The organism is Corynebacterium sp. KPL2734, assembly GCF_040225595.1.
Taxonomy (GTDB): domain Bacteria; phylum Actinomycetota; class Actinomycetes; order Mycobacteriales; family Mycobacteriaceae; genus Corynebacterium; species Corynebacterium rhinophilum.
The window spans coordinates 11,750-27,821 of record NZ_JBEHFO010000005.1 but is presented as its reverse complement, the minus strand read 5'-3'; the positions used below and the strand labels follow the sequence as shown (position 1 = coordinate 27,821).

The following is a 16,072-nucleotide window of genomic DNA, read 5'->3' as shown; positions in this document are numbered from 1 at the left end:
CCAGCTAGTCTAGCGCACTCCTTATTTCTGCTACTGCGTCAGCGCAGAGGATGGGGATCTCCACCTTTTCTTGTTTGGACCACGGCTTGAGCACAAACGATGCCGGATCCATCCGGCCTGGCGGCCTTCCGATGCCGATAGAAAGGCGCTGATAGTCCTTAGTACCGAGCGACTTCGTAGTAGAGCGCAGACCGTTGTGCCCGTGATCGCCACCGCCTTGGCGCAATTTCACGGTCCCGAAGTCGAGTTCTAATTCATCGTGCATCACCACAATATCTGCGGGTGCCAGATGGAAGTACTGGGCGAGTGCCTTGATCGGCCCGCCAGACATGTTCATAAAGGACCGCGGTTTAGCGCAGATTACCTTGCGTCCGGATAGCATTCCTTCCGCGACCTCGGTATTCGTCTTCTTATGCACCGAAAAGCTGCTCATTAATTCACCGGCGAGCTCATCGGCAACGTCAAAGCCGATATTGTGCCGCGTGCCGGAATATTTCGGGCCAGGATTGCCAAGGCCTACTACGAGTAGTGGAGTCACTGCATTATTGTCGCATAGATTGAAATTCTATTGGAAATACAAGTCTATGCTCCATAGAATATGCCGCCGAGTATCACTGCTGCTTGGGTGCTAAAAATACCTCTTACAGCGGTGGACTTGGGGAAGTATCGTAGTGATTAAGGAGGTGCGCCCCATGCCCGAAAAATCACCTGAAGTTGATCGCGAAACCGAAAAGATTCCTAGTAGCAAAGTTGCTGCTGCGCGGCTCATTATCAAGCGCGCTAAGGAAGGCAAGGGCAAGATCGAAATCACGCCTAGAATTCGTGAACTTGCCGGACAAGATTTATAAACCATCTATAAAACTGCGATATCGCCGTGAGCGTTGCTGCTCACGGCGATATGCGTTTGGGGGAGTGGGAAATTACTCCTCGGAGTCGTCGGACTCGGAGGACTCGCCTTCGCCCTCTTCGTCGACGGAGTCGGCACCAGCGTCGGCGCCGCCTTCCTCAGCAGCCTCAGCGGCCTCTTCGAGCTCCTCGTCAACCTCAGGCAGGGAGATGGAGAGGATAACGGTCTCTGGGTCTGCCACCAGGGTGGTGCCTTCCGGCATGGTGATGTCGGCGGCGGTGATGACCTCGCCGTCCTCGAGGCCCTCGATGGACAGCTCGATCTCTTCCGGAATGCTCAGTACGTCAGCCTCAACCATGAGGACGTCTGCATCCTGGATGTGCATGGTGCCCGGTGCGGACTCGCCGGTCAGGGTAATCGGAACCTCAACCTCGACCTTCTCGCCGCGCTTAATCAGCAGCAAGTCAACGTGGTCGATGTCCATGGTAAGCACGTTCTGGTCAACGTTCTTGACCATGGTCAGGTACTGCTCGCCCTCAAGCTCGAGCTCCAGAACGGCGTTGACACCGTTGTTGCGAACGAGGGACTGGATGTCCAGCAGTGGCACTGCGAAGTGTACGGGCTCCTGGTCGCTACCGTAGATTACGCCGGGAACCTTCCAGTCGCGGCGCAGGCGGCGGGCGTAGCCCTTGCCAAAGACGGTACGTGGTTCTGCTTTAATAATTGGGCGCTCTGCCATGATGCAATCTCCTTTGTCAGTGTAGTGCGGCGAGGCTATCGAAGGTATAAAAACGACGAAAGCCTGCCGATGAACGTCTTGGACGAGTCATCGCAGGCGTCAATAAAAGCAACATGCTCTAACTTCAATCGCGTCGATAACGGCTTCCCAATTTTTGAGTCGCCCTCGCCGAGACTGAGTTAGATTAGCATCTTTCGGCCGACGAAACCAAAACCCACCCCGTTAATCTTCCTTCGCGCCCTTTCCTCTGATTGCGCCCTTCGCGCTCACCGGCGGCGCGTATGTCTGTAACTCGGGTTACGCAGTGAGCGCGAAGGGCGGGTGGGAGAACGGCAGGCTGTGGTGCTTGCGTGTACCTGCGACGCCCTTGGCGCTCACGGGGATGGAAAACACCGGCACCCCGCCGTTCACGGTGAGCGCGAAGGGCGGGGTGTGAGGTGTAGTGCGACCGGCTAAACGCTTATGCGCGGTCGAAAAGGGTAGTCACGGAACCGTTTTCGAAGATCTCGTGGATGGTCCGAGCCAGCAGTGGGGCGATGGACAGGACCTTGAGGTTGGACCAGCCTTCGGTGGACTGCGGAAGGGTATCGGTGGTGATGACTTCCTCGGCACCGCACTCGGACAGGCGCTCGCGGGCAGGGTCAGAGAAGACGCCGTGGGTACAGGCGATGATGACCTTCTTTGCGCCCGCTTCCTTGAGGACGCGCACGGCGCCGGCGATGGTGCCACCGGTATCAATCATGTCATCGAGAAGCACGCAATCCTTGCCCTCAACTTCACCCACCACGCGGTTGGAGACCGTCTTATTGGCCTCGGTATTGGAACGGGTCTTGTGGACGAAGGCCAGCGGGGCATCGCCCAGGTCGTGGGCCCACTTTTCGGCGACCTTCACGCGGCCGGCATCGGGGGAGACTACGGCGATGTTATCGGTGGCGTACTTGGACTTGATGTAGTCGGTCAAGATGGGCTGGGCGTGCATGTGGTCCACCGGGCCGTCGAAGAAGCCTTGAATCTGGTCCGTGTGCAGGTCTACCGAGACGATGCGGTCCGCGCCGGCTGCCTGCAGGAGATCTGCGACCAGGCGAGCGGAAATGGGCTCGCGGCCCAAGTGCTTTTTATCCTGACGCGCATATGGGTAGAACGGCAAAATCGCAGTGATGCGCTTAGCGGAACCACGCTTCAGTGCATCGATCATGATGAGCTGTTCCATCAGCCACTTATTGAGCGGTTGGGAATGCGATTGCATAACGAAGCAGTCAGCGCCGCGCACGGACTCTTCGAAGCGGATAAAGATTTCGCCATTGGCGAAGTCCCGGGCGGTGGTAGGAACCAGATCAGTCTTGAGTTCCTTTGCCACTGCCTCTGCCAATTCTGGGTGTGCGCGCCCAGAAAAGAGCTTCATGTTCTTGCTACTACCAGTTACTTTGCCAGTCATAGGAGAATATGCCCCTTTACTTTTCGTTGTCCTGTGCACGGGCTGCGGCTTCTGCCGCTGGGGTGCCCGGACGCTTCTTTTCAACCCAGCCTTCGATATTGCGCTGTTTGCCACCGGAGACTACGAGTGCTCCCGCGGGAACATCGTCTTTAATTACTGTACCCGCACCGGAGTACGCGCCATCACCGACATTGACTGGAGCGATAAACATCGTATCTGAGCCGGTGCGCACGTGGCTGCCAATGGTGGTGTGGTGCTTGTTCACACCGTCGTAATTGACGAAAACGGAGGACGCGCCAATATTTGATTCCTCGCCCACGGTGGCATCACCAATATAGGTAAGGTGCGGCACCTTGGTACCGCGGCCGAGCTCGGCATTCTTCGCCTCGACGAAGCCGCCGAGCTTGCCGTCTTCGCCCACGATGGTATTCGGGCGAATATAGGTAAATGGCCCGATCTTGGCGTTGACGCCGATGACGGAATCACTGCCGTGCGTGCGGACCACGGACGCGCCGGTACCGATCTGCATATTCGTCAACGTGGAATCCGGGCCGACCTCGGCATTATCCGCGATGCTCGTTGCACCCCACAGCTGGGTGCCGGGGTGGATGGTGACATCGGTGCCGATGGTGACATTGACACCAATCCAGGTGGTTTCCGGATCGACGATGGTGGCGCCGCCGCGCATGGCTTTTTCCACCATGCGGCGATTGAGCTCGCGGCCGGCGGCGGCCAGCTGCACGCGGTCATTGACCCCGGCGAGTTCCTGCGGATCGGCGGCCACGTGCGCACCCACGCCATGTCCGGCGGTGCGGGCGATTTCGAGGACATCGGTAATGTAGAGCTCGCCCTGCGCATTATTGGTATCAAGCTTGGTCAGGGCATCCCGCAATGCTGCCGCATCGAAAGCGAAAACGCCGGAGTTGACCTCATTAACTAGGCGCTGTTCTTCGGTGGCATCCTTGTGCTCCACGATGGCGGACACAGACCCGTCTGTGTCGCGAATGATGCGGCCATAACCGGTGGGATCTGCAATGCGCATGGATAACACCGTGACCGCATTGCCTTGAGCGGTGTGGGTATCGCGCAACCCCTTGATGGTTTCTGGGGTCAAAAGCGGCACGTCACCGTTGGTGACGATGATGGTGCCTTCGAAATCCGAAATCGGGGAAATACCGCAGGACACGGCATGGCCGGTACCGCGCTGTTCTTCCTGCACGGCCTGCACAACCTCGCGGTCCAGCTCATTCGCAATTTTTTCTACGACGGGTGAGACCTGATCGCGCTGGTGGCCCACGACGGTTACGAGGTGATCCGGGTTAATACCTGCTGCGGCGTGCAGCGCGTGTCCAAGCAGCGGGCGACCGCCAATTTCGTGCAAAGTCTTTTGCTTTGTGGATTTCATGCGCGTGCCGGCGCCCGCCGCAAGGACGACGACGGCACTTGGGGTAGTTGCTTCCACGGTCAACAAAACTCCTGGGGGTTGAGTTTGATTAGTTCTTCGGGCTTTATCTTATAGTCCATATTTAAACTATGTGCGAGAAACCTCCTTAAGGCTGCCCGCGCGCCACACTCCAACAAAGCCGACGAGCGCCAAGAAAATCAACGCTGCCTCTGGCCCCGCGAGAGCGATAACGGAAGAAATACCACCCACGATGAGCAAAATAATGCCCATCATGGTGTTAGCCGCACCCACGTACTGCGTCCTTTTATCCCCACCGGCCATATCCACTACGTAGGTCTTTCGCGCCACGCGAACAGACGTATGCGCGAGATTGACGGCAAAGAAGCCGAGCGGCATGACCCAAGCATTCATAGCGTCTGGGGCCCAGTGGGAACTAGCCACGATGAGCAGGATGATAACGGAGGAGGCGGCAGCACCAGCCGCCATGGTGTTTTTGGAGGATTTATCCGAAAATATGCCAGAAACTCGCCCACCGATAAGCGAGGCCAAACCAGAGGCAATCACGAAGCCGAAGACACCAGATAGGTCATCGTGTAGCAGCACGATAAAAGCGGTAGAAAGCGCCGAGACCAGCAGCAGTGCGCGTACGATGACGAAGTTGCGGAATTGGGCATCGTCAGTGAAAAGCTTCCACGTATCTGACCACCAGCTCTTATCGATGCCCTCTTGTTCCCCCTCCGGCACTGGTTCTTCCACGTGCGAAAATACCCACGTGGCAATGGCCCAGGTAGAAGCGCCGACCAATAAAACGATGCCCATTGTAGAGATCGTGAGATCCCCCAAGAGGAATAAGATGACACCGGCAAGCAGGGTGGCCCCGCCGCCCAAGGCCGTTGCGGATCCGGTGACTTGACCGCGCTGGCCCTTGGAAATCGTGCGCGCTTGGACGTCTTTGCCAGCGATGGAACACAACGCGCGGAACAGGGAAAGCGCCGCCAATGCAAGAAGTACGATCACGCCCAACCATGCGCCGCGTATAAAGAAAGCTGCAAGGGCAATCACGGCGGCGGAGATAGCTTGGCCGGTCGAGCCGATCATCCACAAGCGCTTGCGGGCGCGGTGCGTGGTCACCCAGGGGGTAAGAGCGGCCTGCGGCAGCATGGAGCCAGATTCCCGGATAGGGGTAAGCAGGCCGGTGAAGAAGGCGGGGACGCCTGCCGCATTAAAGAGCGCCGGCAGCACCGTTTTGGAGGCAACGATCTGGTCGCCTAAATTTTGTAGGCCATTGGACCAGATGAAGTACCTGGCATTTGAGTTAGACATGAAAGAACTTTCGAGATAACCGAGACAAAGCGGGATAACACTGTAATCCGGTCAGAAGAGACCGTCTATCAACTTTACTCACTTCCTACCCCTAGAAAGGGCGAAACCGCTGCGATCGGCTATGTTCAGTAGTTGTTATGCACGACGTGGATCCCCTCATCAACACGATGTACCAGGCCTTCGATCTGATCGGAGTGGCCTTGAATGGCATCATCGGTGGCACGATTGCCCGCCGCCGCGAATTCGACATCGTCGGGTTTATTTTCCTCGCCTTATTTTCCGGCTTGGCTGGCGGTATGATCCGCGACATGCTTATCGATGACGGCCCCGCCGCCGCCATTTCAGATCCCTGGTACTTGGGCCTTGCCTGCGCCGGGGCGCTGACCGCCTTTCTCATGGAGCTGAAGGGAAAGGCGTGGGAGATTTTTCGCGAGCACGGCGATGCCATCATTTTGGGTATGTGGTCTACCACCGGTTGCGTGAAGGCACTGGCTGCGGGCATGCCTATGATCCCGTGCGTGTTTTTAGGTGTCTTAACCGCCGTCGGCGGGGGAATGGTCCGCGATGTCGCCTCCGGTCAGATCCCTTCCATTTTCGGCGGCAGCCCCCTCTATGCAGTGCCGTCTATCGTGACCGGCATCGTCATGGTGACCTTTGCATCCTATGACCAATTCGCCTTGGGCATGGTGGTTTCCCCAATCGTCGGCAGCGGCATGGCCATTATTTCTTACTGGAGGGGATGGGTCTTGCCCCGCGCCGGGGTTGCGCCAGTGAACTACACCGCGGCACAGGTGGCCGCGATTGCCAAGAAGGCGGAGCTAAAAGGCTTTCGCCGCGGCCGGCGCAAGCGCTAGCGGCTTAGACTGGTCATCGGCCTACAGCGTCGCCAGCTTTAAGGCAGGTTGGTGACGATGGCGATGATGGTAAGGATAATCAGGACAAGAACGCTCCACCTGAGGAATGGATCCTTGGTCAGGGGCAATGACTCCTGGGAATCGTCATCATTAGGTTCCGGGGCAGACGTGGAGTGTGGAGCGGGCATGGCAGGAATCCTTTCGAGTGTAACGTTGCCGCAATGCTAGTGAGAGCGACTATAAGCGCCGCCCTCGAGCAAGAACAAGGTACCTCGACGGAGCTGCGCGAGTTCCTTGTGGGGTACAACTACAGATTATCCATGGCGTACTGTGCTTCTTCTTCGGTGAACTTATCGCCGTATTCACTGATGAGCTGGTCATAGATGGCATTGGGGGACATGCTCATCATATCTTCATAGACGCGGGCCGATTCCAGGGCGTTATCCCGGTAGTCCGCCTCCAAATTATCAATTGCGTATTGGGCTGCTTCTGGGCTGAATTTATCGCCATATTCGCTGCTGAGCTGGTCATACAGGCCCTGCTTAGACATGTGCATGGAATCTGAGTAGAACTTGGCACTCTTCAGAGCGTTCTTGAATTCGCGCGGGACATCCTGGTCTTCGCTTCGTTCTTCTGGCTGATTGTCTTGTTCATCGCGAGCATCGTCGTCCGCATTGATTTCTTGGGCCTCTTCCTCTGGGGCGGCCTCTACAGTGCTTTGCGGGGTGGTCTGGTCCGTGGAGCTTCCGCTAGTTTCATCATCGCTGCCGCCCAAACTGGCGATGATGGCGATAACGATGAGGACACCGATGATGATTGCGCCCCACTTAAGGCAGCCGCCCTTTTTCTTTTGGGGATGCTCAGGAGCCGGCTGCCCAGCTGGTTGACCAGCCGGTTGGGAATTATCGGAATAAGGGGATGAGGAGGTCATGGTGTGGATACCTTTCAAAGTGAGTGAGAGGGAAAGAGGGAAGTTTTCCGACATTGGCTGCAAGAGCGCAGCAGTGGTCGAGAACGGTTAGCGCAGCGGATCTTTGGCAACGTGAACGGTACTGTCTTGAATATCGCCCAAATCAACGACAATGGTGCAGGAATAGAACTCTCGGACTGGAGTGCCAAATCCATTGGGGAAATCAACGTGGCCAAAGGCGTAGTACCTGCGCGGCGAATCAGTTATTGAATCTGATGACTGAATGTCAATGTCTTCTGGAAAACTGACTCCTCCGGGATACTTGGCACGGCTGGTTACATCCTCGCGGCATTTATCTAAAGCGGCCTCAGTGTCTTGGGCTTCGCTTATTTTCAGCATGGAAAAAATAAAGGCTGCAAACACGACTAGGGCGGCCCCAATGAGTAATAACCAGAACCACCACCGCTTTAAAAGCGACTTTTTCACGTTTGCTGATGGAAGTGGCACCGAAGTTTCACGGGAGGGAGACGGGTGAGGAGAGTTGTCCAACGCTTTGGTCTTTCGGAAGAGAGATAACGAGTGATTATTGCCGATGCACACCCCGGCAACGGCTGTGGTGTGAAGTAGCAATGGTTTAACTAAATCAACCGGTCTGGACATAAGTATGCAAGCGAGCAAGGAAAATCGCCTATGTGTACGAAAGTTGTAGATTGCCTCGACTTTCCTTGACTTAAAATTGACTTAAAATAAGGTAAGGAAATTGCGATTATTGATGACTCACCAGTGGGGTAGGGAAAAGATTTCTATGGGAGTGGACGTAGTAATTATTGGTGGCGGATTCGCGGGCACTTCTGCGGCTATTACCTTGGCTCGCGCGAATCGGTCTGTCGCGTTAGTGGACTCACATCAACCACGCAATAGGTTTAGCGAGCATTCCCACGGGGTTTTGGGATTTGATTCAGCCTCACCTATTCAAATGCTGGAAAGTGGCCGCCAAGAATTTCAATCGTTTGGCGGAGAGGTTATCCCTGAAACTGCGAAGTCGCTTATGCCTGCTGAGGGCCACTCGCATAGGTGGACAACCGAATTGGAAAGCGACGAGGTGGTCTACTCGCGTCATGTAATCGTAGCTACAGGTATCACTGACAAATTGCCAGACATCCCCGGGCTTGAACAGTTGTGGGGTAACCGGGTCTTTCACTGCCCTTATTGCCATGGTTATGAGGCTAAAAATAAGAACCTGGCCGTTATTGGTGGGAAGAACCCTCCATTTACTTTCCGCATAGCGAAGTTGCTCACTAAGTGGACGGATCGAGTGACTTTCTATCCACATGGGCTGGAGCTTTCCCAGGAAGAAAAACGCCTTATGGAATCGCTAGGAATCACAATTGAACCTAATTTGGTGCAAGGGGTTAGAGAATCTGAACGCTTTGATGGCGGCGTGGTACTTGACGTTGGGCACGAAAAGAAAGAATATGAAGCTTGTTTTACCGGTCCGGAATTTGTTCCCAATGACTCAATACTTAAACAAGCCGGATGCGCTGTAGAACACGGTTGGGTTAAAGAGGACTCTGGGATGACGTCGCTGGAAGGCATTTGGGCTGCAGGAAATGTCATAAGCTCCCCAGACCAAATGCCGCAAGCCATGGGTGCTGGAGCCGCCGTTGCCATTAAGGTGGATCAGAAGATGTTTGACGAGGATATTTCCTGCTAATGGATTTACACTTTCGTTGCTCATACCGGAGATTGGATAGTGGTGGCTTCCCCACAATGAGCTAATGAAGGCGTACCGAGACGCATTGAGAGTCCTTGCTGCCCGATTTTTCGAGGGGCTATCTTATGAGGGGCATTTTTCGCTAGCATGTGATGATGCGCTTTTCCTACCTAACTGTCCCTTCCGTGGCAGCGTGTTTGTTATTAGCGGCCTGCTCGAACCCAGATAGTGGTGACACGAATCAGGCTGCGAATGATTCCCATTCGGCGTCGACCTCCAGTGCCGCCGCGCAGTCAAAGGCGGCGAGCGCACAGCACACGGAGATTCCGACCGCAGATAGCGATGCGTCGCAGCTTTTAGCGGGGATGACGATGAGCAATCTCGTCGATAAGCAATCGCAAGAGGTGGCCCGCACTGCGCTTGCCGATGCCGGAGTGCCACAAGAAAGCATCGATGGCTTTTTTGAGCTGGTAGACGAATACAACACTGCCGTACCGACGGACAGCATGGTGGCCGAAGGCTTCGCGGATTACGGGACGCAAGACCCGGAATACGATGTAGAGGCCATTTCAAAGGCGTGGAATGACCACCACGCGGATTATGTGGGTACCAATTGCCGCATCAATACCTTCACCCTGGCGGATTCGCTCTTTTCCGTTGATGACCAGGACAATCCCGATGACTCCTTGTTGTTCCTAGACCAACAGTCCCTAGATAATGCGCCGGATCAAATCTTTGATGAAACCGAGCGCGCCAAGTTCGAGGCCTTCTATGGGAATGTGGAAACTACCATGGAGCAAGATCCCGGGCAGCACATCGCCGATATCAAGGCTTATTTTAAAGACCGCGGCATCGAGTTCGCGGATACCGATGCTCGGGTGGTGTCGGTATTCTCGCACGATACTTTGACTGAACCGGCCACGCTTTTCATCGGGCATACCGGCGTTGCCGTGCCGTATGAGGATGGCTATCTATTCTTGGAGAAGCTTGCCTTCGACATGCCTTATCAGGCGGTGACTGTGAAGGATATGCAGCAGCTTAATGATTACTTGATGCATAAATACGATGACGGCCCCGATTTGGAATATGGCCAACCCGTCATTTTTGACAATGATGACGTGATAGAAGGAATGCGCTACGCCAAGAAGTGAAAGGGCAGTTTAATCCTGTGTGACAATAATGAACTGTTTCCCACCAGGAGGCTCGTGACGTTTAATAGCCAAACCACGGCGGAATAGTTCGAACATTCGCGGCGGGGAGTACTTTCCCGCCTATCCGAACATTAGCTGCATGTTCAGGTCTCAGTAGGTGATATAGGAACCCTGGCAGCTCAATTCCTTTTTGTAAGCGATGCGTGGTCTAAACGACAGGATGTGTTGTTGCGGTTGCATCGTCACGGGGAAGTAAGCCATCAACCAAATGGCCGTGGCTTATCCCGATTCGTACAAAAACCACTTGACACGGTCTTAGCGCATTCTGCGGGGACATCCGCTTTCAAAGGCTTGCCTAATTGCTTTAAGGCAAGCATAACCATCGTCACGCCGTATGCTACTGTGATATATGCCTCACATTTTAGGCGTACGATAGCTAATGGATATGCCACTATAGGTATACTCACTAACCGTGTCGAGCTGGAGTTCTCAGAGGCTGGACACCGCCTCCCCAGCAAACGCTGGGAAAACTCACAAGACTCATAAGAAGGGTTGAAGACATGAAATCAAATAATTTCCGCCGCGTTTCCATCGCAGCTGCAACCGCCGCTCTGGGCCTGACCCTGGTAGCCTGCAGCGATGACGGCAGCTCCTCCCCGGTGACCGTCACCGAGACTGCTACACCAGCGGAACAGGGCAACCAGAACAACCAGGATGGTGGCAAGGAAACCGTCACCGTCACCTCTGGTGCTGACGCTAATGCGAATGGTGGCAATGATGGTCAGGGCGGTGGCAACGCTGCTACCAACGACCTGCCCACCGAAATTACCGGTTACTCCGGTGAAGCAGAGCGTGACCTGAACGAAGAGGGTCTGACTAAGGATGAAGTGGCTCAGGTTTTGCAGCGTGCCCACAACGGCGAAGGCAAGGTCAAGTGGGATAATGACGGCTACTGGGAAGTCGAAGTTGGTGGCGTTGACGTTGACATCGACAAGAACGGCCTGGTCCTTGACGTCGACCGCTAAATAGGTCATTCCGCTTCTGTATTGGCTTTGTGGCTATACAGAGCACTCAATAATTGGTTCTTTTGGGGACCCAGCGAAACCGTCCAATGCGCACGTAGCGCACTGGACGGTTTTCTTTTGATCCTTAACCCGAGACCGCCGAAAGGTGAAAACTAAAAAATCCCTCTCGCTGGCGTTTATGCCTTTAGAGAGGGGTACAAAAATGCTTCCCCACCAGGACTCGAACCTAGAATGGCGGTACCAAAAACCGCAGTGTTGCCGATTACACCATGGGGAACCACAGCGATTGCTGTAGCTATAGCGTACCTGACGCCCCCGGGTAAATAACAAATTACTAGGTAAGGGTGGGGCAAAGGATAGGGTAGAAGGCATGGTTCGACAGAGAATGACCGGACGCGAGCGCCGCGAGCAATTGATTTCCATTGGACGCGCCGCTTTTGCGGAATTGGGGTTTGAAGGCACCAGCGTTGAAGAGATTGCGTCGCGCGCCGGAGTTTCGAAGCCGGTGGTCTACGAGCATTTTGGGGGCAAAGAAGGCCTGTATGCGGTAGTCGTGGATCGGGAGATGTTGGCGCTAGAAAAAGTCATCAAGGATTCTTTAGAAGAGGGCAGCTGGCGCGAGCGCATCGAGCAGGCCGTGATGGCGCTGCTGAATTACGTTGAGGAAGAAACCGATGGTTTCATCATCTTGGTGCGCGATTCGAAGCCGGGCGAGGAGCGCAGTTTTTCTACGCTGCTCAATGCAGCGGTGGGGCAGGTGGCCTATATCTTGGGTGAGGCCTTTGAGCACCGCGGTATTAATCCGGAGTTAGCCAATATTTACGGGCAGGCCCTCGTGGGCATGGTCTCTACTACGGCGCAGTGGTGGTTGGATGAGCGCAGCCCGGAGAAACCGGATAAGGAAGTCGTCGCTACGCATATAGTCAATCTATGCTGGAATGGTTTGTCCGGTATGGAAATTAAGCCCAAATTAGGAGGCAGGAAGTAAATGGCGACGCCAATGCTGGCAGGTCTGCTTAAGGTCGCGGCCACAGACCCGAAGCTTAAGGGGCTCGTGGCCAATGTGGGCCAGGACCTGCACATTACGGGTATCGATCAGGCGCGCCCTTGGGCTCTTGGCACCTTGGCCCACCATGCGCCGGTGCTGGCGGTCACGGCCACCAGCCGCGAGGCCGAGGATCTCACCGCGGAGCTTACCGCCATGATGGGCGATAAGGTCGCAATGTTTCCTTCTTGGGAGACGCTACCGCACGAGCGCCTGAGCCCGGGCGTGGATATCATCGGCAAGCGCGCGCAGGTGCTGCACAACATTGATGACCTGCGCATTATCGTTACGGCCGCGCGCGGGCTCTCCCAGCCCATCCTGCAAGAAATTGAAGGCCGCGCCCCAGTGCACCTGGAAGAAGACCACGAGTATAACTTCGACGATGTGGTGCGCAGCCTGGAATTTAGGGCATATAAACACGTGGATATGGTGGCCAAGCGCGGTGAGTTTGCCACCCGCGGTGGCATCATCGATGTCTTTCCCACCACCTTGGATTACCCGGTGCGCGTGGAATTTTGGGGCGATGAGGTTACCGATATCCGCCAGTTCTCTGTTGCTGACCAGCGCACCATCCCGGAAATCGAGGTCGGCCGCGTCGATATCTTCACCGCCCGCGAGCTGCCGATTACGGATGCGGTGGCGCAGCGCGCGGCCACATTGGCAGCGACGCATACCGGAAACCCGGCGCTGGTGGAGCTGCTCACCAAGGTCAGCGAACATATTCCGGCTGAAGGCATGGAGGCGGTTTTGCCTGTGCTTTCCGATGCCCCACTGATCACCCTTTCCGAGTTCCTCCCCGCCGCCACGCACGTGGTGATGGTGGCGCCGGAAAAGATCAGGCGCCGCGTGGAAGACCTGGAAAAGACCGACGCGGAATTCCTCGCTGCCGGCTGGGAGGCCGCCGCCATGGGCGCGGATGGCCCCTTGTCCACGGAAGGGCTCGATACCGAAGGTTCGAGTTACCGCTCCTTTGAGTCTTTGGAGGTCTCTATTCGCGAGGCTGGCCAGCCGTTGTGGACATTTTCCCCACCGGGCATGTTGGCCGGGCCAGAGGAGGAAACCCTGCCGCTCGAGTTTGAGCCTGGGCCCACCCCGCGCGGTGATATCAAAGAAATCGACGCCATGATGGCCCAGCTGCTGGCGCATACAAACGCTGGCGGGCGTGCGGCATTTATCGCGCCTGCCCAGGGTGCTATCAAGCGCATGGTGGAGCGTTTTGCCGAGCAGGGCATTCGCACCAAGGTGGCCACCCCAGGCTGGGAACCCAGCGCGGGCGAGGTCACCCTGTATCAGGCCCTCAGCCATGCGGGCTTGGTCTTTCCCAAGGTGCGCAAGCTCAAAGACGCCGAGGCACTGCCGCTCGTCGTGGTGACGGAAACGGACCTGACCGGTAACCGCGTCGGCGATATTGCGGACGCCAAGCGGCGGCCGGCCAAGCGCCGCAATAAGGTGGACCCGCTGGCGCTCAAGCAGGGCGATTTTGTGGTGCATGAAACGCACGGCATCGGCAAGTTTTTGAAGATGGCCGAGCGCACCATCCAATCCGGCGATGAGACCAGCCGGCGCGAATATATCGTGCTGGAATATGCGCCCTCCAAGCGCGGGCAGCCGGCGGACCAACTGTGGGTGCCGATGGATTCGCTGGATCTGCTCAGCAAATACACCGGCGGCGAATCGCCCCACCTATCCAAGATGGGCGGCTCGGACTGGAAGAACACCAAAAAGAAGGCGCGCGCCGCCGTGCGCGAGATCGCCGGCGAATTGGTGGATCTCTATGCCAAGCGCCAGGCCGCACCGGGACACCAGTTCGCGCCCGATAATCCCTGGCAGGCGGAGATGGAGGACAATTTCCCCTTCGTCGAAACCGAGGACCAGATGCTGGCCATCGACGCAGTGAAAGAGGATATGGAATCCACGGTGCCGATGGACCGCGTGGTCGTCGGTGACGTGGGCTATGGCAAGACCGAGGTCGCCATTCGCGCCGCCTTCAAGGCCGTGCAAGATGGTACCCAGGTCGCCGTCCTAGTACCCACCACGCTGCTGGCGCAGCAGCACTACGATACCTTTAGCGAGCGCATGGCCGGGTTCCCTGTCAAGATGGCGGTCCTATCGCGCTTTACCTCAAAGAAGGAAGCCACGGAGATCTTTAAGGGGCTTGCCGATGGCTCGATTGACATCGTCGTCGGTACGCACCGCCTGCTGCAAACCGGCGTGCATTGGAAGAACTTGGGTCTCATCGTGGTCGATGAGGAGCAGCGCTTCGGCGTGGAGCACAAGGAACACATCAAGGCGCTGAAAGCCAGCGTCGACGTGCTAACCATGTCCGCGACGCCGATTCCCCGCACGCTGGAGATGTCCATGGCGGGTATCCGCGAAATGTCGACCATCCTCACCCCGCCAGAGGATCGCCACCCGGTGCTGACCTATGTCGGCGCCTACGAGGATAAGCAGGTCGCGGCCGCCATTCGGCGCGAGCTTTTGCGCGATGGCCAGACCTTCTTTATCCACAATAAGGTCTCCGATATTGAAAAGAAGGCGCGCGAGCTGCGCGACTTGGTGCCAGAAGCGCGCATCGTCGTTGCCCACGGCCAGATGAATGAGGACCTGCTAGAAAAGACCGTCCAAGGATTCTGGGACCGCGAGTATGACGTTTTGGTGTGTACCACCATCGTGGAAACCGGTCTGGATATCGCCAATGCGAATACGCTCATTGTGGAAAATGCCCACCACATGGGCTTGTCGCAGTTGCACCAGCTGCGCGGGCGCGTGGGCCGTTCCCGCGAGCGCGGTTACGCCTACTTCCTGTACCCCAAGGGCGCCACGCTGACTGAGACCTCCTATGACCGCCTGGCTACCATCGCCCAGAATAATGATCTGGGCGCAGGCATGGCCGTGGCCATGAAGGACTTGGAGATGCGCGGTGCCGGTAACGTGCTGGGTGCGCAGCAATCCGGCCATATCGCGGGCGTGGGTTTCGATCTCTACGTGCGCTTGGTCGGCGAGGCCGTCGAGGCCTTCAAGTCCTTGGCCCGCGGCGAGGCACCCGCGGTGACGGACGAAGGCCCGAAGGAAATCCGTATCGATCTCCCGGTGGATGCCCACATTCCAGAGTCCTATATCGATTCCGAACGCCTGCGCCTCGAGGTCTACCGCAAGCTCGCAGCCTCGCAGGATAATAAGGCTCTCGCGGCGGCGCGGGAAGAAATGGAAGACCGCTTCGGCACCTTGCCCAAGGAGGTCGAGCGCTTGCTCGCCGTGGCGCGCCTGCGCCACCAAGCCCGCCGCGCCGGGGTGGCTGACATTACCGTGCAGGGCACCCGCGTGAAATTCCACCCGGTCGAGCTGCCGGATTCCAAGCAGGTGCGCTTGAAGCGCCTCTACCCGGGCTCGAGCTTCCGGGCTGCGGCCAAGGCCATCAACGTGCCTTTCCCCAAAGCCGGGCGCAATGTCACCTCGCCCAAGCTGCGCGATGAAGAGCTCATCCAGTGGGCGGCGGACTTTTTGAGCGCGCTTTTTGATGTCCAACCCATCAACGTCTCCGGCGAGAAAGCCGGCGCCGGATCAGTCATCAGCGTAGGCGAGTAGCCGATGGGCGCGTAGCCCCTCGGCACATAGCCGATCGGC

The 16,072-nt window shown here is 56.7% G+C and carries 15 protein-coding genes; 7 read left to right on the top strand and 8 right to left on the bottom strand.

The window, feature by feature from the left end; translation table 11 throughout:
* Positions 1 to 4: 4 nt before the first annotated feature.
* Positions 5 to 538 carry an aminoacyl-tRNA hydrolase gene (gene pth, locus ABRP88_RS04675; protein WP_284771307.1) on the bottom strand — a complete coding sequence of 178 codons (534 nt, stop codon included), beginning with the start codon at positions 536 to 538 and terminating at the stop codon, positions 5 to 7.
* Positions 539 to 692: 154 nt separating this feature from the next.
* Between pth and ABRP88_RS04670 the strand changes: the two genes are divergently transcribed.
* Positions 693 to 848 (top strand): RNA helicase, encoded by a 156-nt coding sequence (locus ABRP88_RS04670; RefSeq protein WP_349836388.1) that lies wholly within the window; start codon positions 693 to 695, stop codon positions 846 to 848.
* A gap of 72 nt (positions 849 to 920) precedes the next feature.
* Here the strand turns inward: ABRP88_RS04670 and ABRP88_RS04665 are convergent, their stop codons facing one another.
* The 4 genes from ABRP88_RS04665 to ABRP88_RS04650 all read right to left on the bottom strand — a co-directional run bounded on the left by ABRP88_RS04665 (position 921) and on the right by ABRP88_RS04650 (position 5,749).
* The gene (locus tag ABRP88_RS04665) at positions 921 to 1,586 is read right to left on the bottom strand and encodes a 50S ribosomal protein L25/general stress protein Ctc (protein ID WP_349836387.1); all 666 of its coding nucleotides are present in this window, start codon (positions 1,584 to 1,586) and stop codon (positions 921 to 923) included.
* A gap of 460 nt (positions 1,587 to 2,046) precedes the next feature.
* Complete coding sequence (locus ABRP88_RS04660; RefSeq protein WP_284771310.1) at positions 2,047 to 3,021, bottom strand: ribose-phosphate diphosphokinase; 975 nt, start codon at positions 3,019 to 3,021, stop codon at positions 2,047 to 2,049.
* Between the two features lie 16 nt (positions 3,022 to 3,037).
* Entirely contained in the window at positions 3,038 to 4,483 is a 1,446-nt protein-coding gene (gene glmU, locus ABRP88_RS04655; RefSeq protein ID WP_349836385.1) for a bifunctional UDP-N-acetylglucosamine diphosphorylase/glucosamine-1-phosphate N-acetyltransferase GlmU, read from the bottom strand.
* A 69-nt stretch (positions 4,484 to 4,552) separates the two neighbouring features.
* Complete coding sequence (locus ABRP88_RS04650; protein ID WP_349836383.1) at positions 4,553 to 5,749, bottom strand: MFS transporter; 1,197 nt, start codon at positions 5,747 to 5,749, stop codon at positions 4,553 to 4,555.
* Positions 5,750 to 5,886: 137 nt separating this feature from the next.
* Here ABRP88_RS04650 and ABRP88_RS04645 point away from each other — a divergent pair, with 137 nt between their 5' ends.
* A complete protein-coding gene (locus ABRP88_RS04645) occupies positions 5,887 to 6,603 on the top strand; it encodes a trimeric intracellular cation channel family protein (RefSeq protein ID WP_284771312.1) in 717 nt (238 codons plus the stop codon).
* Positions 6,604 to 6,641: 38 nt separating this feature from the next.
* Here the strand turns inward: ABRP88_RS04645 and ABRP88_RS04640 are convergent, their stop codons facing one another.
* The 3 genes from ABRP88_RS04640 to ABRP88_RS04630 all read right to left on the bottom strand — a co-directional run bounded on the left by ABRP88_RS04640 (position 6,642) and on the right by ABRP88_RS04630 (position 7,999).
* Positions 6,642 to 6,791 (bottom strand): hypothetical protein, encoded by a 150-nt coding sequence (locus ABRP88_RS04640; protein ID WP_349836381.1) that lies wholly within the window; start codon positions 6,789 to 6,791, stop codon positions 6,642 to 6,644.
* 119 nt (positions 6,792 to 6,910) lie between these two features.
* Positions 6,911 to 7,534, bottom strand: coding sequence for an Ltp family lipoprotein (locus tag ABRP88_RS04635; protein ID WP_502879856.1), 624 nt, complete (start codon positions 7,532 to 7,534; stop codon positions 6,911 to 6,913).
* Between the two features lie 87 nt (positions 7,535 to 7,621).
* The gene (locus tag ABRP88_RS04630; RefSeq protein ID WP_349836380.1) at positions 7,622 to 7,999 is read right to left on the bottom strand and encodes a hypothetical protein; all 378 of its coding nucleotides are present in this window, start codon (positions 7,997 to 7,999) and stop codon (positions 7,622 to 7,624) included.
* A 286-nt stretch (positions 8,000 to 8,285) separates the two neighbouring features.
* Between ABRP88_RS04630 and ABRP88_RS04625 the strand changes: the two genes are divergently transcribed.
* The 5 genes from ABRP88_RS04625 to mfd all read left to right on the top strand — a co-directional run bounded on the left by ABRP88_RS04625 (position 8,286) and on the right by mfd (position 16,033).
* A complete protein-coding gene (locus tag ABRP88_RS04625) occupies positions 8,286 to 9,227 on the top strand; it encodes an NAD(P)/FAD-dependent oxidoreductase (protein ID WP_349836379.1) in 942 nt (313 codons plus the stop codon).
* A 185-nt stretch (positions 9,228 to 9,412) separates the two neighbouring features.
* Positions 9,413 to 10,378 (top strand): DUF4300 family protein, encoded by a 966-nt coding sequence (locus ABRP88_RS04620; RefSeq protein ID WP_349836378.1) that lies wholly within the window; start codon positions 9,413 to 9,415, stop codon positions 10,376 to 10,378.
* 560 nt (positions 10,379 to 10,938) lie between these two features.
* Entirely contained in the window at positions 10,939 to 11,403 is a 465-nt protein-coding gene (locus ABRP88_RS04615) for a hypothetical protein (RefSeq protein ID WP_349836376.1), read from the top strand.
* Positions 11,404 to 11,773: 370 nt separating this feature from the next.
* Positions 11,774 to 12,391 (top strand): TetR/AcrR family transcriptional regulator, encoded by a 618-nt coding sequence (locus ABRP88_RS04610; protein WP_284769966.1) that lies wholly within the window; start codon positions 11,774 to 11,776, stop codon positions 12,389 to 12,391.
* Positions 12,392 to 16,033, top strand: a complete 3,642-nt coding sequence (gene mfd / locus ABRP88_RS04605; RefSeq protein ID WP_349836374.1) for a transcription-repair coupling factor — start codon at positions 12,392 to 12,394, stop codon at positions 16,031 to 16,033.
* Positions 16,034 to 16,072 lie beyond the last annotated feature (39 nt).

What these genes read in the sequence shown, in the direction of transcription:
- ABRP88_RS04665 (WP_349836387.1), bottom strand. Translation starts at nt 1,586, where the DNA reads ATGGCAGAGCGCCCAATTATTAAAGCAGAACCACGTACCGTCTTTGGC.
- ABRP88_RS04645 (WP_284771312.1), top strand. Translation starts at nt 5,887, where the DNA reads ATGCACGACGTGGATCCCCTCATCAACACGATGTACCAGGCCTTCGAT.
- mfd (WP_349836374.1), top strand. Translation starts at nt 12,392, where the DNA reads ATGGCGACGCCAATGCTGGCAGGTCTGCTTAAGGTCGCGGCCACAGAC.
- ABRP88_RS04650 (WP_349836383.1), bottom strand. Translation starts at nt 5,749, where the DNA reads ATGTCTAACTCAAATGCCAGGTACTTCATCTGGTCCAATGGCCTACAA.
- ABRP88_RS04660 (WP_284771310.1), bottom strand. Translation starts at nt 3,021, where the DNA reads ATGACTGGCAAAGTAACTGGTAGTAGCAAGAACATGAAGCTCTTTTCT.
- ABRP88_RS04635 (WP_502879856.1), bottom strand. Translation starts at nt 7,534, where the DNA reads ATGACCTCCTCATCCCCTTATTCCGATAATTCCCAACCGGCTGGTCAA.
- ABRP88_RS04610 (WP_284769966.1), top strand. Translation starts at nt 11,774, where the DNA reads ATGGTTCGACAGAGAATGACCGGACGCGAGCGCCGCGAGCAATTGATT.
- ABRP88_RS04625 (WP_349836379.1), top strand. Translation starts at nt 8,286, where the DNA reads ATGACTCACCAGTGGGGTAGGGAAAAGATTTCTATGGGAGTGGACGTA.
- ABRP88_RS04615 (WP_349836376.1), top strand. Translation starts at nt 10,939, where the DNA reads ATGAAATCAAATAATTTCCGCCGCGTTTCCATCGCAGCTGCAACCGCC.
- ABRP88_RS04670 (WP_349836388.1), top strand. Translation starts at nt 693, where the DNA reads ATGCCCGAAAAATCACCTGAAGTTGATCGCGAAACCGAAAAGATTCCT.
- ABRP88_RS04640 (WP_349836381.1), bottom strand. Translation starts at nt 6,791, where the DNA reads ATGCCCGCTCCACACTCCACGTCTGCCCCGGAACCTAATGATGACGAT.